This is a genomic window from Chondromyces crocatus (assembly GCF_001189295.1).
In the GTDB taxonomy this organism is placed as follows: Bacteria; Myxococcota_A; Polyangia; order Polyangiales; family Polyangiaceae; genus Chondromyces; species Chondromyces crocatus.
Window position 1 is genome coordinate 11203619 of record NZ_CP012159.1, and the last position, 22037, is coordinate 11225655.

General features: G+C 70.9%; 17 protein-coding genes. 6 read left to right on the forward strand and 11 right to left on the reverse strand.

What is annotated here, in order from left to right:
* Window positions 1-170: 170 nt before the first annotated feature.
* Both CMC5_RS40850 and CMC5_RS40855 read left to right on the forward strand, forming a co-directional pair.
* Window positions 171-884 (forward strand): response regulator transcription factor, encoded by a 714-nt coding sequence (locus CMC5_RS40850; protein ID WP_050435490.1) that lies wholly within the window; start codon window positions 171-173, stop codon window positions 882-884.
* Between the two features lie 2 nt (window positions 885-886).
* Window positions 887-2551, forward strand: a complete 1665-nt coding sequence (locus tag CMC5_RS40855; protein WP_050435491.1) for a HAMP domain-containing sensor histidine kinase — start codon at window positions 887-889, stop codon at window positions 2549-2551.
* 64 nt (window positions 2552-2615) lie between these two features.
* On the opposite strand, the gene CMC5_RS40860 is transcribed toward CMC5_RS40855, so the two are convergent.
* The 6 genes from CMC5_RS40860 to CMC5_RS40885 all read right to left on the reverse strand — a co-directional run bounded on the left by CMC5_RS40860 (window position 2616) and on the right by CMC5_RS40885 (window position 10326).
* Window positions 2616-4091: a serine/threonine-protein kinase gene (locus CMC5_RS40860; RefSeq protein ID WP_050435492.1), complete on the reverse strand. Its 1476-nt coding sequence runs from the start codon at window positions 4089-4091 to the stop codon at window positions 2616-2618.
* 168 nt (window positions 4092-4259) lie between these two features.
* A complete protein-coding gene (locus CMC5_RS40865) occupies window positions 4260-4913 on the reverse strand; it encodes a nucleotidyltransferase family protein (RefSeq protein WP_063796754.1) in 654 nt (217 codons plus the stop codon).
* A 71-nt stretch (window positions 4914-4984) separates the two neighbouring features.
* On the reverse strand, window positions 4985-6283 hold the full coding sequence (locus CMC5_RS40870) for an XdhC family protein (protein ID WP_169796816.1): 1299 nt from the start codon (window positions 6281-6283) through the stop codon (window positions 4985-4987).
* Between the two features lie 70 nt (window positions 6284-6353).
* A complete protein-coding gene (locus tag CMC5_RS40875; protein ID WP_082363322.1) occupies window positions 6354-8678 on the reverse strand; it encodes a xanthine dehydrogenase family protein molybdopterin-binding subunit in 2325 nt (774 codons plus the stop codon).
* On the reverse strand, window positions 8675-9733 hold the full coding sequence (locus CMC5_RS40880) for an FAD binding domain-containing protein (protein ID WP_063796445.1): 1059 nt from the start codon (window positions 9731-9733) through the stop codon (window positions 8675-8677). The genes CMC5_RS40875 and CMC5_RS40880 overlap by 4 nt, the downstream gene beginning before the upstream one ends.
* Window positions 9730-10326: a (2Fe-2S)-binding protein gene (locus tag CMC5_RS40885; RefSeq protein WP_082363324.1), complete on the reverse strand. Its 597-nt coding sequence runs from the start codon at window positions 10324-10326 to the stop codon at window positions 9730-9732. Before CMC5_RS40885 ends, CMC5_RS40880 begins: the two co-directional genes overlap by 4 nt.
* Window positions 10327-10719: 393 nt before the next feature.
* On the opposite strand from CMC5_RS40885, the gene CMC5_RS40890 reads away from it, so the two are divergent.
* Window positions 10720-11712, forward strand: coding sequence for a hypothetical protein (locus tag CMC5_RS40890; protein WP_050435495.1), 993 nt, complete (start codon window positions 10720-10722; stop codon window positions 11710-11712).
* Window positions 11713-12520: 808 nt separating this feature from the next.
* Here the strand turns inward: CMC5_RS40890 and CMC5_RS40895 are convergent.
* Together CMC5_RS40895 and CMC5_RS40900 are read right to left on the reverse strand one after the other, a co-directional pair.
* Window positions 12521-13204 carry an SDR family NAD(P)-dependent oxidoreductase gene (locus tag CMC5_RS40895; protein ID WP_050435496.1) on the reverse strand — a complete coding sequence of 228 codons (684 nt, stop codon included), beginning with the start codon at window positions 13202-13204 and terminating at the stop codon, window positions 12521-12523.
* Between the two features lie 719 nt (window positions 13205-13923).
* Window positions 13924-15435 carry a hypothetical protein gene (locus CMC5_RS40900; protein ID WP_050435497.1) on the reverse strand — a complete coding sequence of 504 codons (1512 nt, stop codon included), beginning with the start codon at window positions 15433-15435 and terminating at the stop codon, window positions 13924-13926.
* A 350-nt stretch (window positions 15436-15785) separates the two neighbouring features.
* On the opposite strand from CMC5_RS40900, the gene CMC5_RS40905 reads away from it, so the two are divergent.
* Complete coding sequence (locus tag CMC5_RS40905) at window positions 15786-17444, forward strand: serine/threonine protein kinase (protein ID WP_156339259.1); 1659 nt, start codon at window positions 15786-15788, stop codon at window positions 17442-17444.
* Entirely contained in the window at window positions 17441-18880 is a 1440-nt protein-coding gene (locus tag CMC5_RS40910) for an FHA and sigma-54 interaction domain-containing protein (protein ID WP_050435499.1), read from the forward strand. The genes CMC5_RS40905 and CMC5_RS40910 overlap by 4 nt, the downstream gene beginning before the upstream one ends.
* A 102-nt stretch (window positions 18881-18982) precedes the next feature.
* Here the strand turns inward: CMC5_RS40910 and CMC5_RS40915 are convergent, their stop codons facing one another.
* A complete protein-coding gene (locus tag CMC5_RS40915; RefSeq protein ID WP_050435500.1) occupies window positions 18983-19507 on the reverse strand; it encodes a nuclear transport factor 2 family protein in 525 nt (174 codons plus the stop codon).
* Window positions 19508-19791: 284 nt separating this feature from the next.
* On the opposite strand from CMC5_RS40915, the gene CMC5_RS40920 reads away from it, so the two are divergent.
* On the forward strand, window positions 19792-20361 hold the full coding sequence (locus tag CMC5_RS40920) for a hypothetical protein (RefSeq protein ID WP_050435501.1): 570 nt from the start codon (window positions 19792-19794) through the stop codon (window positions 20359-20361).
* Window positions 20362-20423: 62 nt separating this feature from the next.
* Here CMC5_RS40920 and CMC5_RS40925 read toward each other — a convergent pair whose 3' ends face one another.
* Together CMC5_RS40925 and CMC5_RS40930 are read right to left on the reverse strand one after the other, a co-directional pair.
* Window positions 20424-21068, reverse strand: a complete 645-nt coding sequence (locus CMC5_RS40925; RefSeq protein WP_050435502.1) for a MarC family protein — start codon at window positions 21066-21068, stop codon at window positions 20424-20426.
* A gap of 299 nt (window positions 21069-21367) precedes the next feature.
* The gene (locus tag CMC5_RS40930; RefSeq protein ID WP_156339260.1) at window positions 21368-21976 is read right to left on the reverse strand and encodes a hypothetical protein; all 609 of its coding nucleotides are present in this window, start codon (window positions 21974-21976) and stop codon (window positions 21368-21370) included.
* Between the last annotated feature and the right edge of the window lie 61 nt (window positions 21977-22037).

Here is a 22037-nt window from a genome sequence, read left to right on the forward strand (position 1 = left end):
TCGCCGCGGTCGACCATCCGCTCTCCCGTTCGTCCAGACTCCCCGTCGATTCATCGCGCCTTCTGCTCGGAAAGGCGCTGACGAAGACCACAGCCCAGGCCGCCACCCGGGGCTTGTTAGCGTCTGTTAGCGCCCGTCACGCATCGGGGCGCTGCGCTAGGATCGCCCGCATGTCCTCGCCTCAGGAGAGCGAGCCGATCACCATCGTCTACATCGAGGACGACGAACGACTCGCGAGCCTCACCGCGCGCTACCTGGAGTCGCACGGCGTGCGCGTCACCCTCGCCCAGGACGCGCGCGACGGCATCGCCAAGATCAGCCGGGAGCGACCCGACCTCATCCTCCTCGACCTCATGCTGCCAGGCACCGACGGCATCGAGGCCTGCCGGCAGCTCCGCGCCCGCCTCGACACCCCCATCATCATGGTGACCGCCCGCGGCGAAGAGGCCGACCGCGTCCTCGGCCTCGAAGGCGGCGCCGACGACTACCTCGCCAAACCGTTCTCCTCGCGCGAGCTCCTCGCCCGCATCCGCGCGCAGGTCCGACGCGCTCGTGGCAAGGCCGGACCCGCCACCACCCAGATCCGCGTCGGTCGACTGACCATCGACGCCGCAGCGCGACACGCCGCGCTCGACGACAAGGACCTGAACCTGACCACGTACGAGTTCAGCCTCCTCCACGTCTTTGCCGAGCGCCCTGGTCGCGTACTCACCCGCGAGCAGCTCATGGAGCTGGTCCGTGGCAACGCCGAGGAAGCCTTCGACCGCTCCATCGACGTCCACATCTCTCACCTCCGCCAGAAGCTCGGTGACGACTCGCGCAACCCGCGCCTCCTGAAGACGATCCGCGGCATCGGCTACATGCTCGCCGAAGAACGGATCTGACCATGGGCAACACGGCCCCACGCCGCGTCCGCTCCCGCCTCGCCCTCCGGATCTACCTCGCCGGCCTCGCTCAGTTCGGCGCGGTGATCCTGGGCTTCATCCTCCTCGTCCGGCAGCTCGCCCCCCAGCCTCGCCCCCCCGAACGCCGCAGGGAGGCGCATTTCGCTGCCGAGAGCCTCGCCGCCAGAGCCAGCGACGAAGCCACACTCGAAAGCGAAGTCGCTCGCATCCGCGACACCCTCCACGCCGACATCGCGCTCTACGACGAGACCGGCACGCCCCTCACCAGGCTCATCCCGGGACGCAGCGCTGTCTCCCCGGGCCCACTCCTCGACCTCACCGAGACGCCCGCCCCCCCGTTCGACGCGCCCCCCGCGGGCGCCACCTCCGCCCTCCCCCACTCCGGTCCTCATCGCGCCCTGCCCCCCGGCACCCTCCCACCAGGCGCCCTCCCGCCCGGCGCCCCCCTGCATGACGCTCTCCCTCCCGGCGGACCACCGCCTGGCGCCCCCCCGCATGGCGTCGGCTTCCCACCACCGCCCCTGGGTGGTCGCGCATGGCCTCTCGGCCCCCGACCGCCTGGCGCCTCTCCCGACGTCCCACGCGGCCCTGAGTTTCGCTTCCTCGTCCGCCTCCCGGACGGCCGCCGCGGCCAGGTCGTCTACACCCCCCTCTTCCCTGGCGCGCCCCCTCCCCCCGCGCACCACATCGCACTGATCATCGCCCTCGTCCTCGTCGTCGTCGGCGTCGCCTCCCTGCTCACCGCCCGCTCCCTCGCGCGCCCCCTCGCTCGTCTCTCCCAGGCCGTGCGCGCCCTCGGCGCCGGCCAGCTCGAAGCCCGCGTCGGCCTCGCCCGCACCGACGAGATCGGTGAGGTCGCCGCCGCCTTCGACGAGATGGCCGACCGCCTCACCGCCTTGCTCCGTGCCGAGCGCGAGCTGCTCGCCAACGTCTCCCACGAGCTGCGCACCCCCCTCGCCCGCATCCGCGTCGCCCTCGACCTCGCCTCCGAAGGCGACGCCAAGGTCGCGCGCCAGTCCCTCGGCGAGATCACCGAAGACCTCGCCGAGCTCGAGCGCCTCATCAGCGACGTCCTCACCGCGGCCCGCCTCGACCTGGCTCACGACAGCGGCGCCAGTGGCATCCCTCCTCTCCGCCACGAACGCCTCGAGGTCGGCGACCTCCTGGAGCGCGCGGCCACCCGCTTCCGCTCCGCCCACCGCGACCGACCCCTCCTCGTCGAACTCGCCCCCGAACTCGGCTTCGTCGACGGCGATCCCGTCCTCTTGCGCCGGGTCATCGACAACCTCCTCGAGAACGCCCACAAGTACACGACCCGACCCGACGCCCCCATCACCCTCCGCGCCACCCGCGCTGCCGCCGAGATCCTCATCGAGGTCTGCGATCAGGGCATCGGCATTGCCGCCGAGGACATGCCCAAGATCTTCCGCCCCTTCTTCCGCACCGACCGCAGCCGCACCCGCGCCACCGGCGGCCTCGGCCTCGGCCTCGCCCTCGCCCGCCGCATCGTCGAGGCCCACCACGGCACCATCGCCCTCGACAGCGAGCTCGGAAAAGGCACCCGCGCCAGCGTGCGCCTCCCCGCCCCTCCTCCCAGCTCCCGCAAAACCCCGCAGGAGAGCAACGCTTCCCCCGCCGCCTCGTAGAGCGCGGCGCTCTCCTCACCGCGAGCTGGCTCGGCATCGGTCGCCCCGTCGTGGGACGCGGCGCTCACCCCACCGCGAGCCGGCGTGGCATCTTCCTGCGCGTCAGCCGGAACGCGAGCGACACCACCCCGTCCTCTTCCCCCACCGCCACGCCTCCGGCCCCTCTGCACGCTTCCGCGTCGCCCACCACCTCGACCTCACGCACCTTCTCTGCCGGCCACGTCGGCGACGTCGCCAGCACGCTCGGAGACACGAGCCCAGCCACCACTGGACCGTCCAGTGTCGTCATGAGCCCACCCCGACCCGACGCGACCACCGTCTCTTCACCGCCCGCCGCCTCCTCGCGGGGAGCCACCGCTCGGCGCGCCTCCCCCCGCGCGGCCAGCTCACGCCACCACTGCCGCGCCTCCGTCTCGGACCAGCGCGCGATCTCCGCGCACCCCTCCAGCGCCTCCAGCGCCTCCAGCAGCGCTTGCCCATCCGCGGGTCGCTCCCCCGGCAGCTTCGCCAGGCAGCGCATCAGCACATCCTCCAGCGCGCGCGGCACCTCGTTCGCCGTGCGCAGCGACGGCGGCAATGGCGGCGAGAGCAGGTGCGCGCTGGCGATCTTCGCCCAGCTGTCTCCATCGAACGGAAACGAGCCCGTCAGCAGAAAGTAACCCAACGCCCCCACCCCGTAGATGTCCGTCGCTGGCCCCAGCGCGCCGCTGTCGTACACCGCCTCGGGCGCCATGAGCTGCGGCGTCCCCGCGATCAAGCTCGTCCGCTCCCCGCGCACCCCCTCCGTTCCGAACCGCCGCGCCAGACCGAAGTCGAGCACCTTCACGAAATCCGGCGCGCCCTCGCGGCAGCACACCATCACGTTCGAGGGCTTGATGTCGCGGTGGAGGATTCCTTTGCGGTGCGCCTCGGCCAGCGACGCCGCGATCTGCCGCAGGAGGTACAGCACGCGCCCCGCAGGCAGCGTCCCCTCCCGGCGCATCAGCGCCTCGAGATCCATCCCTTCCACCCGCTCCATCGCGTAGTACCAGGTGCCATCCTCGGCGCGACCCTGGTCGTAGAGCGTCACCGTGTTCGGGTGCGACAGCTCGCTCAGGATCTCCGCCTCTCGCTGGAACCGCGACAGCCCAGCCGCGTCCAGGTGCGCCTCCTTGATCACCTTGAGCGCGGCCGTGCGCGGCAGCGTGCAGTGACGCGCCTCGTACACCTCCCCCATCCCCCCCTCGCCGAGCCGCTCACCCACTTCCCACGCACCCACCCGCCGCACCCCCTTCGGCGCGCGCCGCGCGCGCCGACCACGGAGTCGCTCCGAGGTGAGCAAGAGCCCCGTCGCCAGCGCGACCACGAAGATCGACCGTTGCACGGCTGCAGAAGAGAGCAGCACCGCCCTCACCGCCTGACCGTCGAAGAGCACCCCTACCCCCAGATCTGCCGCGTGCAGCACCGCGAGCGCCGCAGCGAGCACGACCAGGTAGAACCTCAGGTCGTCCTTGCAGCGCGGCGCTCTGCCACCGCGGGGCTTTCGCGCGGGGCGGCTCACGTCGAGGCTCCGGCCAGAGGGTGCAGCATCGCTCGTCAGCCATTCTGGTAGCGCGCCGTGAACGACGTGCTGCTGCCGTATTAGCGAATGTGTACCGATCTGCCCGTCAGGAGCACGAAACCGTGCACAACCACGCAAGCCACGTCACGCAAGCCCCTCGACCTTCCATCACGACAGAAACGCCCGCGTCGCTCTGTCGAGCTCGTCGTGCGTGTCGATATCCTGCGCTCCCTCCTCGAACACCACCGCCCGCACCCGCGCAGGATCTCGACGCACCACCTCGCGCGCCCCCTGATCGCCGGTCAGCGCCTCCAGCTCACCGAACACCGCCCGCGTGAACACCGCCGGCACGCCGAGCACCCCTGCGTACGACGACGCCGCGATCGACGCCGGCCCGCTCACCACCGCGTCGAGCAAGCGCTCGAGCAACGCGCCATCCATCCCCGGCTGATCGCAGAGCGTGAACAGCACCGCCCACAGCCGAGGGTCGACTGCCCGCGCCGCGTCGAGCCCACACCGCAGCGACGTGCTCAACCCCTCCGCCGCACGCTCGTTCCAGACGACCTCGGCCCCGCCCCCAGCCGCCTCCACCTCACGCGCCATCGCCTCCCGTGTGCTTGCCTCCCCGCCCCCCAGCACCACGAACACCCGCGGCTCCCCGAGCCGCATCACCTGCGAAAGCGTCCGCCCGAGCAGCGTCACCCCACCGATCTGCGCGAGCTGCTTCGGCGTCCCCAAGCGCTTCGACCCACCCGCCGCGAGCACCACCACCGCCGTGTGCAGAAGCGGTCCCTCCCGCAGGCGCTCCTCGGCCTCGCTCATGAGCCCCCCTTGCGCACTCACGCGCTCGCGCACGGCCCCACCGCGCTCTTTCCCATCCCCACCGCGCTCGCTCACATCCCCACCGCGCGCCGCAGCGGGAGCACTGCCCCCATCTCCCCCGACCCCACTGGCGCCACAGCCCCCTCCTCGCAGAGCGGCCGCGCCGACCGCCCCGTGGCTACCGCGTGGACTTCCGCCAGGATGGCCAGCGCGATCTCTTCCGGCGCGCTCGCCCCCAGGTCGAGCCCCACGGGACCGTGCAACCGCGCCCGCAGCCCCTCGTCGACCGGTGTCCCCCCCGCGGCCAGCTCGGTCAGGATGCGCGCCGTCCGCCGCCGCGGCCCGAGCATGCCCACGTACCCCACCGCGCTCCCCCGCAGCCCTTGCAGGATGGCGCGGTCCTCCTCGACGTTGTGGGTCATCACCACCACCGACGTCCGCGCGCACAGCCCGAGCTGCGCGACCACCTCCGGCGCGCGCCCCACCACCACCCGCGCCACCTGCGAGAGCGCGCGGCTCACCGACGACAGCGTGGACCGCCGCTCCACCACCGCCACCTCCCAGCCGAGATCGTGCGCCATCCGCGCCACCGGCAACGCATCGTGGTTGCTCCCGAAGACGACCAGCCGCCGCGGCGGCAGCAGCACCTCGTGCACCACCTCCACCATCCCGCCTTCGACCAGATGCACCCCCGGCACCGACCGCGCCGTGTCCGCACTCGCCAGCAACGCCTCGGCCTCCGCCGTCAGCACCGCCGCGAGCGCTCCGCCCACGTCCGTCACCGCACACGCCCCCTCCACGAGCACCACCCGCTGCCCCACGCGCACCCGCTCACCAGCCCCCTCCGAAGCGGCTGATCTCTCCAGTCCCTCCGGCCTTCCCGGTCCCTCCGGCTCTCCCGGTCCCTCCGGCGCGCGTACCACCGTCGACAGCACCGCGCGCCGTCGCGCCCGGATCACCTGCCCCAGCGCCGTGATCGGGTGACACCGATCCCCGACCCGCACCCGCTCCAGCAGCACATCGATGCTCCCATCGCACCCCAGCCCGAACCCCCAGCGCACCGGCCTCTCCAGCGAGTTCTCCCCATCCTCTGCCTCGTCCTCGTCTCCCTCCGCCTCGCGCGCCCCGTCGTACGTCACCACCGCCGCCCGCTCCTGCGTCGTGTGGAACCACGCCTTCCGCAGCAGATCCCCCTCGACGCAGCCCCCGCTGATCGCGCCCGCCAGCCACCCCTCGCTGCTCATCAGCATCCGGGCGCCCGCCTTCCGGTACGTCGACCCCCGCGTCTGCACCACCGTCGCCAGCACGACCTCCTCGCCAGCCTGCGCGAGCGCCTCGTAGGCCGCCACGATGTCCCGGAGCTCCCTCATCCCCACCTCGCCGTCGCTCCCCGCGTCGCCGTCACCCCCCACCTCGCCATCGCCGCTCGTCCAGACCTCCTCACAGGAGCTTGTCCAGCGTGATGGGCAGATCCCGGATGCGCTTCCCCGTCGCATGGAACACCGCGTTCGCGATCGCGGCGGCGACACCCACGATCCCGATCTCGCCGAGCCCCTTCACCCCGAGCGGGTTCACGATCGTGTCCTCCTCCTCCACGAAGATCACGTCGATTTCCCGCACGTCCGCGTTCACCGGCACGTGGTACTCGGCGAAGCTGTGGTTCATGAACCGACCGAGCTTCGGGTCCATGAGCGTCTCTTCCTCGAGCGCCATCCCGATGCCCCACACCACCGCGCCGAGGATCTGGCTGCGCCCCGTCTTCGCGTTCACGATCCGCCCGCCAGCGATGGCGCTCACCACCCGGCTCACCTCCACGGTGCCCAGGTCCTCGTCCACCTTCACCTCCACGAACACCGCCGAGTGCGTCGCGCGCGTGAACTTGTTCTGCTCCTGAGACCGAGGCACCCCCACTCCCTCTTCCTCGATGCTGAGCACCTCCCCTGCCCGCATCGCCTCCACGAACGAAACGGAGCATGACGGATCACGGCGCAGGTGGATCCTCCCGCCCGCGAACGTCACGTCCTCCAGCTTCGCCTTGCCGAGCGGCGCGCCCTCGACCTTCCGCGCGAGCTCCAGGAGCCGTGCCCGCACCTGCTCGCACACGACGCGCACCGCCGTCCCCACGGACGAGACCGTCCACGAGCCCCCTTGCAGGGGCGCTGGCGGCAGCGACGAGTCCCCCAGCTTGAACGTCACCTCGTCGACAGCGAGCCCCAGCGTCGCCGCTGCGATCTGCGTCATCGCCGTGTACGTCCCCGTCCCGATGTCGGACGTCGCGCTGCTCACGGTGAGCTTGCCGTCGATGCTCAGCACCGCCTTCGCGCTCGCCTTCATCTGCATGGCCTCCCAGAGCCCGGTGGCCATGCCCCACCCCACGAGGCGCTTGCCGTCGCGCATCGAGCGCGGCTTCGGAGCCCGCCGCGACCACCCGAACCGCTCGGCGCCTTGCGTGTAGCAGGCCCGCAGCTCCTTGCTCGAAAACGGCTTGTCCTTGTTCTGGTCCCGCTCCGCGTAGTTCTTCAGGCGCAGCGCGAGTGGATCCATGCCGAGGGCGTGCGCCAGCTCGTCCATCGCGCACTCCAGCGCGAACACCCCCAGCACCGCCCCAGGTGCCCGCATGTCGAGTGGCGTGTACACGTCGAGCGGCACGAGCTTGTAGTCGAACCGCACGTTGTCGCACTGGTACAGCATGCCCGACCAGTTCACGACGGCCTCGGCATACCGCTCGAACCGCGACGTCTCGCCGATCGCCTCGTGGATCACTGCCTGGAGCCGACCGTCCTTCGATGCCCCCAGCGAGACCCGCTGCAGCGTCTGCGGCCGGTGGCCGAAGGTGAACATCTGCTGCCGCGTCAGCACCACCCGTACCGAGCGCTTCAGCGCGCGCGCTGCCATCACCGCCAGAAAGAGCTGGTACTGCGGCCGCAGCCCCGAGCCGAAGGCGCCACCGACGAAGGGCGACAGCACCCGCACCTGCTCCTTCGCCATGCCGAAGACCTTGGTCACGTACGCCTGGCAGTTCAGCACCCCTTGCGTCTTGTCGTAGATGGTCAGCGACCCGTCCGGCGCGTAGACCACCGTCGAGGCGTGCGGCTCCATCGGGTTGTGGTGCTCGAACGGCGACGAGTACGCGGCGTCCACCGACACCTCCGCCGCGGCGAGCGCCTCATCGGCGTGCCCTCGAGGCCTGGGCGGCGGCTCGTACCCTTCCCGCTCCGCCTTTGGCGTGAACGCCTCCGGCAGCGCCGCACGCAGGTCGACCTCGTGTACTTCCCGCTGGTACGTCACCCGCAAGAGCGACGCAGCGTACCGCGCGATCTCCGGCGTGCTCGCCACCACCAGCGCGATCGGTTGCCCGCTGTAGACGATCCGGTCGTCGTAGAGCGGCCGGAACGGCGAGCCCCCTGGCGCATCGTCGTCCCGGTAGCTGTTGTCGAACCAGGCGAGGCGCGGGCGGTTCTCGTGGGTCAGGACGTGCAGCACCCCCTCGACCGAGAGCGCGTCGCGCGTGTCGATGTGCTCGATCCTGCCTCGCGCGATCGCGCTCGACACCACGTGCCCATGGACCAGCCCCTCGGCATCGAACTCCGCGGCGTACTGCGCCGCCCCCGTCACCTTCGCCCGCCCATCGACCCGGCGGACGCCTGCTCCCAGGAGAGACGCCCCCTCTCGCGCCTCGCCTCCCGTCCCCTCTCCACCCCGTGGCCCTCCCTCCGAGGTGTGGCCCTCCAGCGGCGCCTTCCGCGGCGCGTTCACGGCCTTCATGACGCCTCCTCCCCGGACGGGAACGGCTCCTGAAAAGCCCCGCCCTCGTCCTCGCCGACCCCGACCTGCTCCAGCCCGGCCACGGCCATCTCCAGCGCCCGCACCATGGCCCGCTTCGTCAGCTCGATCTTGAACGCGTTGCAGCGGTAGCCACGCGCGTCCCGCAGCATCTCCTCGGCCGCCGCCCGGAAGCTCGCCGTGCTCGGCGTCGTGCCGCGCAGCATCGCCTCGACCGTCCTGTCCCGCCACGGCTTGTGCGCCACGCCTCCCAGCGTGATCCGCGCGTCCACGATCGTGTCGCCCTTCATCTCCAGCGCGACCGCGACCGACACCAGCGCGAACGCATACGATGCCCGGTCCCGCACCTTCAGGTACGCCCAGTGCCGCCCGAACCGCCACGGAGGCAGCTCCACCGCGGTGATGATCTCGTCGGGCGCGAGGGTGGTGTCGAGGTGCGGCGTGTCCCCCGGCAGCCGGTGCAGCTCCGCGAAGGGAATCACCCGATCCCCACCCCGGCCCGTCACCATCACCACCGCTTCGAGCGCGGCGAGCGCCACGCACATGTCCGACGGGTGCGTCGCGATGCAGTGCGCGCTCGTCCCCAGGATGCCGTGCATCCGGTTCTGCCCCTCGATCGCCGAGCAGCCCGTCCCCGGCTCCCGTTTGTTGCACGGCGTCGCCGTGTCGTAGAAGTAGTGGCAGCGCGTCCGCTGCAGCAGATTCCCGCCCGTCGTCGCCATGTTCCGGAGCTGCGCCGACGCCCCCGACAGGATGGCCTTCGACAGGAGCGGATAGCGCGTCTCGACCAGCGGATCGTGGGCGACGTCGGCATTCGTGACGAGCGCGCCGAGGCTCAGCCCCCCGTCCTCCAGCTCCTCGATCCGGCCCAGCGGGAGCCGGTTGATGTCGACCAGGTGGACGGGCCGCGCGACGTCCTCCTTCATCAGATCGACCAGGTTCGTCCCTCCCGCGATGAACTTCGCCGCCCTGCTCGTGGCGACGTCGTTCACCGCGTCCACCACGCGCTCCGGCCTCGCATAGGTGAAGCGATTCATGCCTTCCCCTCCCCCTCACCACGCTCACCACGCTCACCGTGCTCGCCCGCCTCGCCGCACGCGCTGCCCGGATCACGCTCGGCGGCCATCACCTGCTGGATGGCCGCGACGATGTTCGTGTACGCCCCGCATCGACAGAGGTTGCCGCTCATCAGCTCGCGCACGTCGTCCGCCGATTTCGCGCGCCGCTCTCTGATGAGCCCCGCCGCGGAACAGATCTGCCCCGGCGTGCAATAACCGCACTGGAAGGCGTCGTGCTCGATGAACGCCTCCTGCAGCGGATGAAGTGCCTCGCCCGCCGACAGCCCCTCGATCGTCGTGATCTCCGCGCCGTCCTTCATCACCGCCAGCGACAGACAGGCGTTGATGCGCTTGCCGTCGACCAGCACCGTGCAGGCCCCGCACTGGCCGTGGTCGCACCCCTTCTTGGCCCCGGTCAGCCCGAGCGACTCGCGCAGGAGATCGAGCAGGGTCGTCCATGGCGCCACCTCGACCTGCGTCAAGGTGCCGTTCACCCGCAAGGTGATCGGGTGCATCGCCACCACGGCGGGGAGCTGCCCTGACGTGGCACCAAGTTTCCGGGCAGCACTCATCGCTCCTCCCGCATCGGTCGCGTTCGCGATCCGACGGATCCGACGTCCCGTCGAGCTGTCGAGGTGTCGCGCAGGCGCTCACCCGTGGGGACTCTCTGCCCACGGCCTCTCCGCCACGCACGAAGATCGATGCTCCCCTCACCCGCGCCGTTCTGGACCCAACACGCGGCCGTGCAGCCAATCTCCACGTTTTGCACGCAAGCGATGATTTTGCGCGCAAGCGATGATTGGCGAGCAAACGAGGAGCGCTCGGAGTGGCAAACGCCAGACGGGACGTATCCCTCGCGCTCGCTCCTTTCGCCGTGCTGCCACATCGACGCCCGCACGCGCCTCGAACCCGTGAGGATCCAGCGCCCTTCCGCGCGGCACGATGTGTGAAAGCGGCTGGATTCCGTGCATCACCAACCTCGACCCCACCACCGCCTCGGCGCTCTCCGGCGCGCTGCAGGCATCCTGCTCGTCGGCGCTGCGCTGCTGCCCACGGGCTGCATCCGTCAGACGGCCAAGAGTGCGACCGAGGGCGCACTCGAAGCCATGGCGGGCGGCGCCGTGACCGACGACCAGACCGGGGATCGAAAGGGTGCGGCGGGCGGCGCGGGCACGAGCGGCGAGAAGCAGCAGCTCACCGGGCAGGGTCCGGGCGCTCGCGGTGGGCCTTCCGGCGCGGGAAGCGGTGGGCCTTCCGGCGCGGGAAAGGGAGACGGAGCGTCCGCGAACGGCGGCGGCAAGGGGCTCATCCAGCCCGTCGCCCGTGACGCCGTGTCGGGCACCCTCACCGCGCTCGATGGCGAGATGGCACCTCTCCGCCGCGTCTCTCGCGCCACCGCCACCGAGGTGACCAGCGGCGTCGTGCAGGGCGCGTACGGGCAACGCGAGGAGGTCGCCGCGCTCGTTGCCGATGCCTCCAGCGCGGCGGGACAGGCCATCGTGCGGGCCGTCGCCGAGGAGCTACGACGTCAGGCGGCGGAGGGCATGGGCCTCGACGCGAACGAGGTGGGAGACGGCGCCGCCATGCTTGCGCGCCGCACCGCGTCTGCGGCCGTGGCAGGCGCCACCGAGCAGCTCGCCCTCGATCTGTCCACGTGCCCGCCCGAGGGTCCTTGCCTCGCCGTCGGCATCCAGCGCGCCAGCCGCGCCGTCGCGATGGGCCTGGCCGAAGGGGTGAGCCGCAAGACCAGCCCCTGGGAGTTGCTGATCCCCTTCGCCCTCGGCGCCGCTCTCGCCACCGGAATCGCCGTCATCGTGGCGGTGGTCCGCAAGCGACGGCAAGCGGTGCTCGTCGCAGCGGGCCCCGGCGCCGTGGCCGTGCCCGTGAACAACGCGCCCATCCGGACGGTGCGCCACGTCCCGCGCTTCCGGCCCCACGCGCCCGAAGCGACCTCGTGATAGAGCGTCTCGACCTCTCGACCCACCGCACGAGACGCGAACTCTCCGCCGGACTTGGGAGCCTCAAAGGATGCCGAGTACGCATTATTGCGTATCGCTCGAGTTCCTCTCTGCCATGTATGCACGATCCAACGGCCCCGCGCTCCTGCGAGGGTCACTCGGACACCGTTGCATCCAAACGAATGCCTCGGCTGATCCGTAGCTTCAGCTTCGCTGTCATGAAGAAGAGAGAACGATGCTCACAACATCGAAGCAGATTCCTATCAGCCCCTGCTGGCTCAGGCATGCTCTCCGACACATCGGAGCTGGCCTCGCCTTCACCCTCGCGTGCGCGACATGCATCGGAAATACGGAGGAGGAACCACCGCCGGACGCAACCCCAACGTTGATCGAGGAGGCATCGCCAGCGGAGACTTTTTTCATCGTCGAACGAGCAGGCACACTCACGCTGGATCCAGCATGGCTCGCAGAGGCGCCTGCTGAGGAGCGACAGCAATTCGAGCAGTCGTTGCTTCAGCTGAATGAGGACATCCTACGCGGAAAGATTGCTCCCTTCGTAGCAGGTGACGAACGCCTAAAGGCCACGGCGGGGACGCAGTCGGCATGGTGGTGTTACTGCAATGACAACTGCTGTAACGCCACGCGCATGTGCTGCCAGTCTGGGATTGGACCCTTCTGCTGGTCCTTTGGTACCTGCTGATCCGCGAGGAGGCTCGATGGCGGGGAGCGTGTGTTCGTCTCGCTCAGACGACGATCCATACGGACGGTTCGGGAGGGCTCAAGGAAGCCTATCGCACTCGAGGCGTGCTCAACCGAGCGCGACGGAGTGCGGCATCCTCGCGGTGTAGAGGTCCCAGAACGTCGCGGCGATGGCGCTCGGCTCCAGCGTCGCGGTGCCGTTGTCGGCGGCCGTGCCCTTGACCATCGCGTTGACGACGACCTCGCCGAGGTACACCCCCTCGGGGCGAAGCCGCTCTGCGAGCAGGCCGGAGAGCTTCCGCTGCGCCGCCTTGCCGAGCGCGGGGCCCGAGAACCCGAACCGGACGGCCATGGCGTCCATCGAGGCGCTGTAGTTCGACAGTCCGCCGCCGGTCACGAGGACGGCGCCAGACTGCGCTTTGAGGTCGGGCAGCGCCTCCTGCACGGCAGCCACGAGGCCGGTCACGCCGACATCGAAGGCCAGGCGCAGGTCCGCGGCCTTCGCCTGGAGCAGGTCGGCGCCCGACAGGCTGGCCGCGTTCCAGTGGAGGACCGCGATCGGGCCGAGCTGGGAGCGCGCGGAAGCGACCACCGCCTTCACCGCATCCCAGTCGGACAGGTCGGCCGGGAACGCCTTCGCGGCGATGCCTTCGCTCGCCAGCGTCGCGGTCGCAGCGGCGAGCTTGTCGGCGTTCCGGGCGACGAGGGCGACCGAGAACCCCTCCGAGGCGAACTTCGTCGCGACCGCGTGAGAGATTCCAGGCCCGTACCCGCACACGAGGATCGTCTTCATCGTCCAGGCTTCCTTTTGCTTCGGGTGCCGGTCGTGGAGGCAAGCGCTCACGCGCGTTGAGGGCGAGCGCGTTCGACGAACGGACCCATTCCGGACGGGGAGGCTCGCACGGGCACCCGATGACGGCACCATTCTCACCGCGCGGAGCCCGGCGGGGCATCGTTGCCGGGGGGATTCGCGCGCGAGCGGGGGCGTCGACGGATGACGGTGGCATTCGGAGGGCGAGAGTCCCTGTGACATCGGCCTGGTGACGGGGGGATTCCGCGCGTTCGAAGCCTTGTCGCCACCCGTGCCAGGGGGATTCCGGCGGTGTCGACCTCCATCGGGGGCCGCTGCCAGGGGGATTCCGCGCGGCGGGAGACCGTCGGACGGGAGGAGGACACGCTCTCGACGCCGGGAGTGCGGCGGTCGATGGCTGCTCGGAGGGCTTTCACCCGGGGAGAATGGGGGGCGTCATCGTGCACGCAGGGATTCCGAGCGGTCGGAATCCCTGCGTCGACGATGGACGGGGGGATTCGGAGGGTCGACGAGGGGAGGCCCCATCGATGTCGGCGCGATTCACCTTACAATCACGTGGCCTCTCTCCCTGGGAGACGGCCCTCGGAGGACAGGCGGGACGGCCGGGAGGGCGTCGCGGTCCAGCCGTCGGACGAAGGAGAAGGTGCCTTCGTGCTCGTGGAGCGCCACGTCGCCATGACGAACGATGGGGGCAGCAGCGATCAGCGAACCAGGAAGGGCGCGATCGCCGCCTGGACAGCAACGTGGTCAACGCACTGGAGATCTCGCAGCCCCACCGGGCGGAGTGAGAGCTTTTTACAGGCATCGAGAAGCGCCATATGGACGGACCAGGTGACCCGCGGGGGGTCCTCGAGAAGCGGAAGAAGTCCCTCGATCTCGGCCGCGGCGCCGAACTCTGCGAGTCCCTGGACAGCATGACGCCGGACCGATTCGCGCGGATCGGCGCGGACGAGATGCGAAAGCCTCGAGACCGACTCCGCCCGAGGCGCGTGGACGATGTACGCGCCCAACGTCTCGGAGGCGTGGGTGCTGGTCGTCCCCGCAGCCAAGAGGTGCTCCCAGATAAAGGCGGAGAGGTCGGGGTTCGGCGAGGTTTGACCGACCTCGTACATGGCGCACTTCCTGACCAAAAACGCCGGATCGCGGCAGAGTTCGAGCAGCGCGGGGACATCGTTCCAGCGGGAGAAGATCGCTGCTGCGTGTTCTCGGATCGCGGGGTCGGCATGGCCGAGAAAGAAGGAGACGAGGCGCGATCGATCCGCCGCGCAGGGGACTGCCGCGCCGCGCTTGCGGAGGCGATCGAGCTTCTCCGCCCAGGGACCGTCGGGATCAGCGTAAAGGGCGATGATCTCGTCGGCGGTATACGGCACAGGCACACTCGTGGGCTCGATCGCCATGAACGGCTCCGGCGTCTCAGGATCCTCGTCCGGGAGATCGACGAGTTCCCGGACCGGCTCCATCCACGACGTGAGGAAGGTCCGCTCGTCCGGGCTCGCGTCCTGGAGCGCAAGGCGGAAGGCGCGCGCTATCTCCATCACGCACTGCCCGGCGTCGTCACGGATTCGATCGTCCTGGTGATCGCGGAGGGGGGCGACGGCGCGCAGGCACCGCCGGCTCGGGTAGTAGTAGAGCGTCCTCAGCGCTTCGACGGCGACATCAACGACGGGATCGGTGATGGCGCGGAGCAGCGCCTCCTCGGCCGACACGGGTTCGTCCCAGTGCAGCACGCTGGCGGCCGACGCGCGGACAAGGGGATCGGGGTGGCCGAGGGCCGCGATCTTCAGGGCCTGAAAGCGCGGCTCCTCGAACCCCCACTCCATCACCAGGATTGCCTCCCTGTGGAGCGGGTGCGCCGGATCACGGGCCACCCGCTCCACCACGTCGGCGTCGGCGTGATCCATGGAGAGCAGCGCATGACGCTGGAGGATGATGTCTCCCTCCGTCCACCACGCGTGGAGCTTCGCGCTCGGAGGAGGATTGCCGGTGTCCCGCAGGAGCCGACCGGCGTCCTCCCGGAGTGCTGCGGGGAGCTCGCGGCTCTCGACGATCGCGGTGAGCGGCGCGGTGGCGCGGGGGTCCTGGAGTTGCGCGAGGGTCTCGGAGATGGCTCCGCGCTCGTCCCCGTCGAGGTCGGGCAACCGCAGGCGTTCGAGGAGGCGGAGCGTCCACGACCGGTCCTGGGTCTCGCGGATGGCGTGGTGAGGGACGGACATACGGGAGCTGGACTCTACGTTGTTCGATCGGTCATCGAGATCGTTCCGACTCGTCCATTGCACGCCTCGTGTCGTCAAGCTGGACCACGCGGAGCTGCCCGTCGACCGCGAGGCCACAGCCAGAGCAGACCCGCGCCGAGGAGCGCGCACCAGGACGCCTCGTCGGTGACGCGATCCCCCGCGGTGTCGGCCGCTTCTGGAGCTCAGCCACCACCGTGTCTCCTTCGCGGTGACATGTCGCCGAGGATGTCGCCAGGCTCCCCGGTGGGAGGACAGCGCGCGGGCCTGATCCAGCCCGCGGAGACGAGGGTCGCCCTCAGAGTCGCCACCTCGTGCCACAATCCGGCCACGTGGCTTCCCCATCCTTCGCCCCGGAGCTCTTTGGCGATTTCCTGCTCGTCCAGCGGCTCGCGCGCAGCCCGATGGCCGAGGTGCTGCTCGCGGTGCGGCTCGGTGACCGCAGCGGGCGGACGTTCGTGGTCAAACGACCGGTGCTGGGAGAGCGGGCGTCGGGGCGGGCGGCGCAGGCGATCTCGCGGGAGGCAGAGGTGCTGGAGGCGGTCCGGGTCCCCGGGCTGCCCGCGCTCGAAGCAGCGGGCGCGATGGCGGGGCTGCCGTACATCGCGCAGGAGCACGTGCGCGGGGTGCCGCTCGACGAGCTGCTCGCGCGCGTGGGGCGGCTGCCCTCGGTGGCAGCGGCAGCGGTGGGGCGGGATCTCGCGCGGGCGCTCTCGGCGCTGCACGCGGCGGGGTGGGTGCACGGGGACGTGACCCCCTCGAACGTGATCGTGGACGACGCGGGGGAGGCGCGGCTGCTCGACCTGGGGATCGCGCGGCACATCGGGGAGCGGCGGGCGGAGGTGGCCGGCAAGCCGGGGTATGTGGCGCCCGAGGCGGCGCTGCCGGGCGCGGCGAGCACGGCGGAGGATGCGTTCGGGCTGGGGGTGGTGCTGGCGGAGTGCGTGCTCGGGCGGCGGCTCTTCCCGGAGCGGGATCTGGTGGAGGCAGCTGCGCGCGCGGACACGCCGCGGGAGGTGGCGACACTGGAGCAAGCACTGCCCGGGCTGTCGCCTGCGCTGGCGCGGCGTCCGGAGCAGAGGCCGTCGCTGACGGTGCTGTGCGAGCGGCTGGAGCAGCTCCCGGTCGACCGAGGCGTGCTTGCCGACCTGGTGGCCCGCGCGAGCGAGCCGGTGTCGCCGGACCTCACGCCGACGGCGCCGATGGTGGTCGCAGGGCGGGTCGAGCGGACGCTGGTCGATGCGGACCTCGATGCTTCCGGGGAAGGTCGGCCAACGAGCGATCCGCTGATCGGGGGTGCGCTCGCTGGGGCGGCGCTCGCAGGATCTGCAGACGCGCGGGTGACGCAGGCGCAGTCCGCGCTCACCCCAGCCGAATACGCCGACGCCGCCCGCGCAGGAGCTTCCTTCGCCGAGGGGGTCACCTCCGAGCGGAGCGCACGCGAGCCCTTTTCCGCCGAGCAACCGGTGGACGCGCACCCCCTCGCGCGAGCGAACGGGACGCACAGGAGCGACGCAGCGCACGGCTTCGACGAGGACGCCGTGCCAGCACCACCACGCGGACCCGCACCGTCCGATCCAGCGCGCGCGGGGCGCGTTCCCCTCGATGTTGACGGGGGCGCACGCGCGGGCGCGACGGCGGCTTCTCCGGCTCCCGCGGCGCCACGGCTGCCCTGGGTGGCGCTCACCCTGGCGTTCACGCTGGTGCTGATCGTGGGCGTGCTGCTGGGGCGTTCGATGAGCCGACAGGGGCCGGGCAAGCTGTCCATCGGTGGGCCACTGCCGCGGCGCGCGCAGATCGAACTCGACGGCAAACCGTTCAGCATGCCGATCGGCGATGCGGCCCCGCTGTCGCCGGGATCGCACACGCTGGCGATCGTGCTACCCCGCGGGGTCCGCCGCGAGTACACCTTCCAGGTGCGTCCCAACGAGCACATCGTGATCCTCCAGTCGAACCGCCGCGAAGATCTGGAAGGCGAGGGGTCGCCTTGATCCCGGCACCGCCTGCAGGGAGCCGACGCGGCCCGGTCACCGAGGTCATCGACGCCCAGACGGGCGCCTCCATCCGTCGGATCCGCAAGCTCCGGGTGGTGGTGGTCGACGCACCCGACGCGCGGGATCAGGGTCTCGCGTTCGTGTTCGCGCAGGACGAGGTGCGCTTCGGGACGAGCCCTGACGCGGACGTGCCGCTGCGCGATCCGGCGGTGTCACGAGAGCACCTGGCGGTGCGGCTCGGTCCACACGGGTTCTCGCTGGCGGACCTCGGATCGACGAACGGGACGTTCGTGGGGGACCTGCGCGTCGAGCGGGTGGCGATCGGCGACGACACGCTGGTGCGGCTCGGCAACACGGTGCTGCGGCTGGAGCCGCTCTCGGAGACGGTGGATCAGGAGCTGTCGCCACGGGCGCGCTTCGGTCGAATGATGGGCGCGAGCGCGGCGATGCGCGAGATGTTCGCGCTGCTGGAGCGGGTGGCCGCGAGCGACCTGACGGTGCTCATCGAGGGGGAGACGGGGACGGGGAAGGAGCTGGCCGCCGAGGGGCTGCACGAGGCGAGCGGTCGCGCAGGCGCGCTGGTGCCGGTGAACTGCGGGGCGATCCCGCGGGAGCTGCTGGAGAGCGAGCTGTTCGGGCACGAGAAGGGGGCGTTCACCGGCGCGGTGCGCGAGCGACCCGGGGCGTTCCTGGCGGCGGACCGGGGGACGCTGTTTCTCGACGAGGTGGGGGAGCTGCCGCTTGACATGCAGGCGAAGATCCTGCGGGCGCTGGAGCGGCGCGAGGTGAAGGCGGTGGGGTCGGACCGGACGCGGACGGTGGACGTGCGCATCGTGGCCGCGACGAACCGCTCGCTCGCGCGCGAGGTGCAAGCCGGGAAGTTCCGGCAGGATCTGTACTACCGGCTGGCGGTGGTGGTGGTGCGGGTGCCGCCGCTCAGGACGCGGCTGGAGGACATCCGGCTGCTCGTGGATCACATCCAGGACGAGGTGTCGCGCCGGCGGGCCGCGGTGGGTCAGCCGCCGATCGCGCCGCTCGACGAGACGGCCATCGCGATGCTGACGCGGTACGACTTCCCGGGGAACGTGCGCGAGCTGCGGAACATCGTCGAGCGCTGGGCCGTGCTGGGCGCGATGGCAGCGCCAGGCGACCCGATGGTGGGCGAGCGGCGCGAGGTGGAGGTGCGGCCGAGGGAGGCAGGCGGGAGCAGCGGCGGCGTCGCGACGGGACGCAGCGGGCTGGAAGAGGAGCTGCTGCGGCTGCCCTACCACGAGGCGAAGGACGTGTGGGTGGAGCGCTTCGAGCGCGCCTACGTGGAAGCCATCCTTGCGCAGAGCGGGGGCAACGTGTCGAAGGCAGCGCGAGACGCGGGCGTCGACCGGCGGCACTTGCAGCGGCTCATGGGGCGGTTCGGGTTGAAGGCGAGCGAGTGAGGGCGCGGCCGCACGGGCCGGCCGGGTCGGACGCAGCAGCGCGGTGAGGCAGAGCGGCGGCGCAGCGGCGGCGCGGCGGCGAGGGGCCAGGCGGCGCGATGCTCAGTGCGGCTGGAAGGGGACCGGCGTCTCCATGGGCTGCGTGAGGAGCTGCATCACGGCGGGGAACTGCGCGTTCGGCACGGTGATCGCCAGGTTGTACTGGGCGATGTGCCAGGCGCCGCTCTTGCGGTCGAGGGTGAGCACGCCGCTGCCGCGGGCTGGGCCGAGGGTGTCGGTCGCGAGGTCCTCGTCGAACCAGGCGACGGTGCCGGAGGTGTCGACCGAGATGGCCCGTCGGGTGGAGCGGAAACGCCAGGCCTTGCCGCGCTCGAAGTGGGGATGGGCGTACGCGCGGAAGGCTTCCTTGTTCCAGCGCTCCTTGGCGTCGGTGCCGAGGAAGACGGCGTCGGGCGTGAGCAGGGAGAAGTACCTCTCCTCGTTGGCCATCGCGGCCGCGGCGTGCCAGTCGTCGAGGATCTTGCCGACCGCTTCGCGCGTGGTCTCCACGGACGCGGCAGAGGGGTTACATCCGAGCAGAGCCAGGCCGACCAGTGCGGGGCCGAGCAGCGCGCCTCTCCAGTGCATGCGGCCCTTCTACCATGGCGGCGCACGCTGGTAGGGGAGACCGCGCGGCGTGGGTCGCGTGATGCCTGCGCGCAACGGAGGGAAGAGACGTGTGTCGCATCACGGAGAGATCGGGTGCGGCAACGGCTCCGCACCGGCAGCTCCGCAGGAGCTGGGCTGCGACCATGTCTCCGCAGCCTGTTTTCCGGGGATTCCGCGAGGTTCGGGCGGCCAGCAGCTGGCACGACGGGTGCAATCACGGGGAGACGAACCAACACGCAGCGCCGCTGCAAGGGAGCCCCATCATGTCGAGCCTCCGCACCTTCGTTCAGTCCGCAGCCCTCGCCGTCTCCGTCGCGCTCGGCGTCGCCCCCGCCACCGCGCTCGCCGAGGGGCCGCGCCCCGCCCCGGCACAGGCCAAGGGAGAGGCTCAAGGCAAGCAGGCCAAGGCCGGCAAGCCCGAAGGGGAGCGCCGCGGGAAGGGTCCGGGAGAGTGCGAGGGGAAGGCGAGCGGCGAGCGCAAATGGAAGCGCGTGGGCGTGGGCAAGGCCAAGGGCCCGGGCGACATGCCCAAGCCGATGACGGCGAAGGCGTTCCAGGAGCGGGTGGAGGCGCGGCTCCAGGAGACACGCGCGCACCTGGAAGAGGCGATGAGCAAGCACGACGTGCCGGCGCCGGTCCGCGCCGACGTGCGGAAGGAGCTCGACGCGGGCGCCGTCCTCCTGCGCGAGGCCGTCAAGCGGGTGACGGCGGATGGTCAGGTGACGCGAGAAGAGGCCCAGCAGGTCCGTGAGCTGAGCCGGGAGCTCCGGCACGAGAGCCGCGAGAAGCTGCGGCCGGTGATGAAGGGGCCGCGCTCGGGCCAGGGGGTCTGACGAGGCTCCCACGCTCCCCGGGACGAGGCTTCCACGCTCCCCGGGGAGCGCGCGGATCCAGCTCAGGATGCGCGCGACGAGGCGAGGAGATCCAGGGCGCCATCGGCGACGAACTGCACGGCGATGGCGGCCAGAATGAGGCCCATGGTGCGCTCCAGGATGGCCATGCCGCTGCGGCCGAGCACCCGCTGCACGAGAGCAGCGCCGCGGAGGATGAAGTAGGAGGCGGCGAAGGTGATGGTGATCGCCAGCAGCACGGCCCCCGCAGGGAGCACGCCCGGGCCGCCCTGGGACATGAGCACCACGACCGTGGCGAGCGCACCAGGGCCCGAGAGCAGCGGGATCGCCAGGGGGACGATGGCGACGTCCTCCTTGTGGACGCCCTCTTCGGTCTCCTCGGGGGTGGTCCTGGTGCCGGAGGGCTTGGCGCGGAGCATGTCGAGCGCGGTCATGAGCAAGAGCAGGCCGCCGGCGATGCGAAAGGCGCTGAGGCTGATGCCGAAGACCTTGAACACGGCGCCGCCGAAGAGCGCGAAGAAGGTCATCATCCCGAACGCGGTGAGACACGCACGCGCGGCGGTGCTGCGCATCTTCTCGGGCGAGGAGCCGGCCGTGATGGCGAGGAAGATGGGGACGATGCCGAGCGGGTCGACGATGAAGAACACCGCCGAGAGGGAGACCAGGAAGTGAGAGAGAAGGTCGGGCACGTCGTGAACCGTCCGGCGCGGTGACCGCGCTCCTACGGCGCAGACGGAGAGGGGGTGGGTGGGTTGCCCTGGCAGCGCGAGAGGCACTCCGTGTAGGCGTGCTGGTCGAGGCCGTGGCAGCTCTGCGAGCAGGAAGCCGCGGCCTGCGACCGGAAAAAGGAGCACCCGACACACAAGGCCGAAACGACGATCAGGGCACAGGCTCGGACGATCACGTCGCTGGCTATAGCAGCGTCCGCAGGATGTGCGCCAGCGTGGTCCGCGTGGACAGCGCGGTCGTCGGCCTTCGGCCGGAGCCGTCAGGTGAGAACACGGAGGGTGAGCACCGGGCTGTCGTCGCTCGAGCAGGATGACCCCGCGGCGAACCAGTCCTCGCCGTCGTCGACCTGATCGATCACGCACGCCACGCCGCCATCGTCGAACGTCACGAGGTGAGCGAGGGCGCTCCCCTGCTCCTTGAAGCGGAACTTCGCCGAAGCGAAGCCTCCCGGAATGGCGCAGAACACGTGGCTGCTCCAGTAACACGCCGCATCCGGCACGCTCGCGAAGAAGTCGAAGTTCGTGAGGGACCAGCTGTAGAGCTGCTGTCCGCCGAAGGTGGTCGGAGAAGAGGTCGACGTGGCCGTCGTCACCACGTTCCAGACGCCCGTCCGCTGGTTGTACGCCTGGATCTCGATGGTCGCCGCGGGGTTCTCGGCGAAGCCTCGGAAGGTCAGGCGGGACCAGTCGACCCAGTCGTTGTTTTCGGGGCCGTACACGCAGCCCGACAGCACGAGGAGCGAGAGGAGCGACACGAGCCGGACGAAGGAGAGAGAGCGCCGCACCATCGTCGCTCGGGCAGCGGTCCTGGTGCGACGAAACGATGCGTTACGGGCAGCGGGACCGGGCTCGCGCGGCAGATCGGCCATGGGCATGAAATCCTCCTTGGGTGACGTGGCGATGGGTCATGCGCTGTGTGGCGCCTCTGCG

Excerpts from the sequence above, each read along its gene's own strand:
- CMC5_RS40850 (WP_050435490.1), top strand. The coding sequence starts at position 171 with ATGTCCTCGCCTCAGGAGAGCGAGCCGATCACCATCGTCTACATCGAG.
- CMC5_RS40855 (WP_050435491.1), top strand. The coding sequence starts at position 887 with ATGGGCAACACGGCCCCACGCCGCGTCCGCTCCCGCCTCGCCCTCCGG.
- CMC5_RS40865 (WP_063796754.1), bottom strand. The coding sequence starts at position 4,913 with ATGAGCGAGGCCGAGGAGCGCCTGCGGGAGGGACCGCTTCTGCACACG.
- CMC5_RS40870 (WP_169796816.1), bottom strand. The coding sequence starts at position 6,283 with ATGAGGGAGCTCCGGGACATCGTGGCGGCCTACGAGGCGCTCGCGCAG.
- CMC5_RS40875 (WP_082363322.1), bottom strand. The coding sequence starts at position 8,678 with ATGAAGGCCGTGAACGCGCCGCGGAAGGCGCCGCTGGAGGGCCACACC.
- CMC5_RS40880 (WP_063796445.1), bottom strand. The coding sequence starts at position 9,733 with ATGAATCGCTTCACCTATGCGAGGCCGGAGCGCGTGGTGGACGCGGTG.
- CMC5_RS40885 (WP_082363324.1), bottom strand. The coding sequence starts at position 10,326 with ATGAGTGCTGCCCGGAAACTTGGTGCCACGTCAGGGCAGCTCCCCGCC.
- CMC5_RS40895 (WP_050435496.1), bottom strand. The coding sequence starts at position 13,204 with ATGAAGACGATCCTCGTGTGCGGGTACGGGCCTGGAATCTCTCACGCG.
- CMC5_RS40900 (WP_050435497.1), bottom strand. The coding sequence starts at position 15,435 with ATGTCCGTCCCTCACCACGCCATCCGCGAGACCCAGGACCGGTCGTGG.
- CMC5_RS40915 (WP_050435500.1), bottom strand. The coding sequence starts at position 19,507 with ATGCACTGGAGAGGCGCGCTGCTCGGCCCCGCACTGGTCGGCCTGGCT.
- CMC5_RS40920 (WP_050435501.1), top strand. The coding sequence starts at position 19,792 with ATGTCGAGCCTCCGCACCTTCGTTCAGTCCGCAGCCCTCGCCGTCTCC.
- CMC5_RS40930 (WP_156339260.1), bottom strand. The coding sequence starts at position 21,976 with ATGGCCGATCTGCCGCGCGAGCCCGGTCCCGCTGCCCGTAACGCATCG.